The following is a 2,777-nucleotide window of genomic DNA, read 5'->3' as shown; positions in this document are numbered from 1 at the left end:
ATGTGCGATAAAGAAGTAATAGAAGTGTAAAAAATTTTGCCGTTCCTATCCGGCACTCGCGCGTTGTGTCGGATAGGTCGGGCGTTAGGCTTCGGGCAAGTCAATCTTGCCGACAAAGCTGTAATAAATCTCAATGTCCTGCCTGCGGGTGCCGTTCTCGTCATAACTGCACTCATGCACGACGATTTTCTCAATCATTTCCCGCAAGAGGGTGGGGGTCAATTCCTCAAAGGCAAGGTGCTTTCGGACGATACCCATAAACTTTTCCGCATTGACGGTGGCGGCCTGTGACTTGTCCAGTTCGGCCTGCAAAGCGGCGGCGCGGTCTTTCAGTTCCCGCTGCTCCTGCTCATAGTCTGCCGACAGTTCCATGAAACGCTCGTCGCTGATTTTGCCGTTCACATTGTCCTCATACAGCCGCTTGATAATGCGGCTCACTTCGGAAATGCGCTCCTGTGCCTGTTCAAGCTGCTTCGTAGCTGCGGCGGTCTTTCTCTTGCCGCCGATCTCGTTCTGCTGGATAAGCAGCTTTACAAAGCGGCTCTCATGCTTGGCGGCATACTCGGTCACTTGCCGGAGATTGGAAAGGACACCGGCGGTCAACAGGTCGGTGCGGATAAAGTGCGCCGTACAGTCGCGGGTACGCTTCTTGTAGCTGCCGCAGATGTAACAGTCCTGCTTGCGGGTTTTGTTCTGATACCGCTGCTGGTACATCACATGGCCGCAGTCGGCGCAGAACAGCATACCGGAGAACAGCCCCACTTCGTCATAGCGGTTCGGGCGTTTGCGCTGCTTGCGTAACTCCTGCACGCGCTCCCATGTTTCCGTGTCGATAATCGGCTCATGGTGGTCGGGGAAAATGGCCTGCTTCTCCACGGGGTTCTCTACGCTGTGCTTGGTCTTGTAAGAGGGCTTCTCCGTCTTGAAGTTTACCAGACAGCCGGTGTACTCCCGGTTTTCGAGGATATGAACGACGGTGTTCGTCGCCCATTTGCACTCATAGCCGGGATGGTAGCGGCGTGTGCTGCCTGTCCTGCGGTATTCCAGCGTCCCCGGCGTGGGGATTTGCTGCTCCGTAAGCATACGGGCAATCTTGGTCGGGCCGTTCCCGGCAAGGCAAAGCTGGTATATCTGCCGGACTACCGGCGCGGTTTCTTCGTCAACGATATAATTCTCGTCCTCGTCCATGAGGTAGCCGTACACCGGCTTGCTGGTAACGGGCTTGCCGCTCATGCCTTTTGCTCTCTTAACTGCCTTGATTTTCTTGCTCGTATCTCTCACCAGCCATTCGTTGAACAGATTTCGCAGAGGGGTAAAATCGTTGTCCATGCCGCCGTTTGCGCTGTCCACATTGTCGTTGACAGCGATAAACCGCACACCCTTTTGGGGGAACAGCATTTCCGTGTAAAACCCTACCTGCAAGTAGTTTCGCCCTAACCGGCTCATGTCCTTGACGATAACTGTACCCACTTTCCCGGCTTCAATGTCTGCAAGCATGGCTTGAAAACCGGGCCTTTGAAAGTTCGCGCCGGAATAGCCGTCGTCGGTGTACCAGCGCAGGTTGGTAAAGCCATTCTGTTTTGCAAAGGCTTCGAGTATCCTTTTTTGGTTCGATATGGAATTACTCTCGCCTTGCAATTCGTCCTCATGGGACAATCTCGGATAAAGGGCGGTAATGAGGTTTTGGGTGGCTTGTCTTAACATAAAATCCTCCGTTTCCGACAGCCAGCCCCACTATTCCGTGGTTTCATTGTACCACGGAACAGGGCTGGTTGTATAGCGGCAAAAGTGTAAAATCCGCTTCTTTATGATTTGTCAAAATGACGATTTTTGTGTAGCGTCTCGTTGTGCCGGTTTCAGTAGAAAAGTTCATCTTCCTGTGATATACTCATATCAGCTTCAAAATCCAAACATAAGGGAGAGGTACTCTTGGATAACAACAACAATAAGCGGGAAAAAATAATCATATTCATTTTGGGGGCTGTTCTAATCATCGCCGTCTTGTCCATAATCGCCATATTCAGCAGTGCAATCATGCGTCTGCTCGGCTTTGAGTATGAGAGTGTCGGCGGCTTTATCCTGTATTTCATAATCGCGTCGATTGTTTCATATCCCATGAATTTAGTCGCAGGCGCATTTCCAAAAGCATTGCTTAACCTTGACAGAATAACAAGGGAAATGGCCGTCTGTATGTATGTGCTGTTAGATACTATCACTACATTTTTCGGCTTTTATATCGTCGATTATTTCATGCCCTCTGTATCTGCAAATACGATTTCGCTGATTGTTTTGGCTCTGGTGTTTGCACTCTTTGGGATTAGTGATGTAAAGAAAAAAGAGTCCTGATTTCAGCTTTTCCAGTTCCAGCGGCCACGCTTCCCGGCATGGCCGCTTTTTCCATTCCCCGGTTCACGCCGGATAGGTCGGCTCCTGTGTAGCAGCGGCTTCCGCTTCCAGTACCCGCGCCATTTTGTCGGCGGCGGTGGTCGTGGTATCTTTCTTGAAATAGCCGGACACGACAAGGACGGAATTGCCCATGCGGATTTCCGTCACGCAGTCGGGGCGACGGGTGGTGCGGGTGTCGGGCTGCTTGTTATCTGCCATAGGCAATACTCCTTTCAGTCGGTAATCAGTTTCTTCATGTTCTCCATTTTCCGCTGCGCGGTTTCCTGCCGGAAATTCTCGCCGGTAAAGCGCACCGGGACGCACATGGAAAGCAGCCGGTCATAAATCCGTGAATGGGCAGTGTCCTCCGGGTTCCGCAGGTCGTCCAGCGT

The 2,777-nt window shown here is 51.7% G+C and carries 3 protein-coding genes and 1 pseudogene; 1 reads left to right on the top strand and 3 read right to left on the bottom strand.

Annotated elements, in window-relative coordinates; translation table 11 throughout:
* Positions 1–84: 84 nt before the first annotated feature.
* Positions 85–1,704, bottom strand: coding sequence for a recombinase family protein (locus ODJ80_RS13915; protein ID WP_118752237.1), 1,620 nt, complete (start codon positions 1,702–1,704; stop codon positions 85–87).
* Between the two features lie 225 nt (positions 1,705–1,929).
* Between ODJ80_RS13915 and ODJ80_RS13910 the strand changes: the two genes are divergently transcribed.
* Positions 1,930–2,346, top strand: coding sequence for a regulatory YrvL family protein (locus ODJ80_RS13910; protein WP_089701074.1), 417 nt, complete (start codon positions 1,930–1,932; stop codon positions 2,344–2,346).
* Between the two features lie 63 nt (positions 2,347–2,409).
* Here ODJ80_RS13910 and ODJ80_RS13905 read toward each other — a convergent pair whose 3' ends face one another.
* On the bottom strand, positions 2,410–2,604 hold the full coding sequence (locus ODJ80_RS13905) for a transposon-encoded TnpW family protein (protein ID WP_118752236.1): 195 nt from the start codon (positions 2,602–2,604) through the stop codon (positions 2,410–2,412).
* Positions 2,605–2,618: 14 nt separating this feature from the next.
* A pseudogene (locus tag ODJ80_RS13900) lies at positions 2,619–2,777 on the bottom strand (ATP-binding protein); the annotation flags it as partial.

Origin of the sequence: Acutalibacter sp. LFL-21 (assembly GCF_025630755.1) — a bacterium.
Lineage (GTDB): Bacteria > Bacillota > Clostridia > Oscillospirales > Acutalibacteraceae > Acutalibacter > Acutalibacter stercoravium.
The sequence above is the reverse complement of the archived record's forward strand: the minus strand, read 5'-3'. Positions and strand labels throughout refer to the sequence as shown.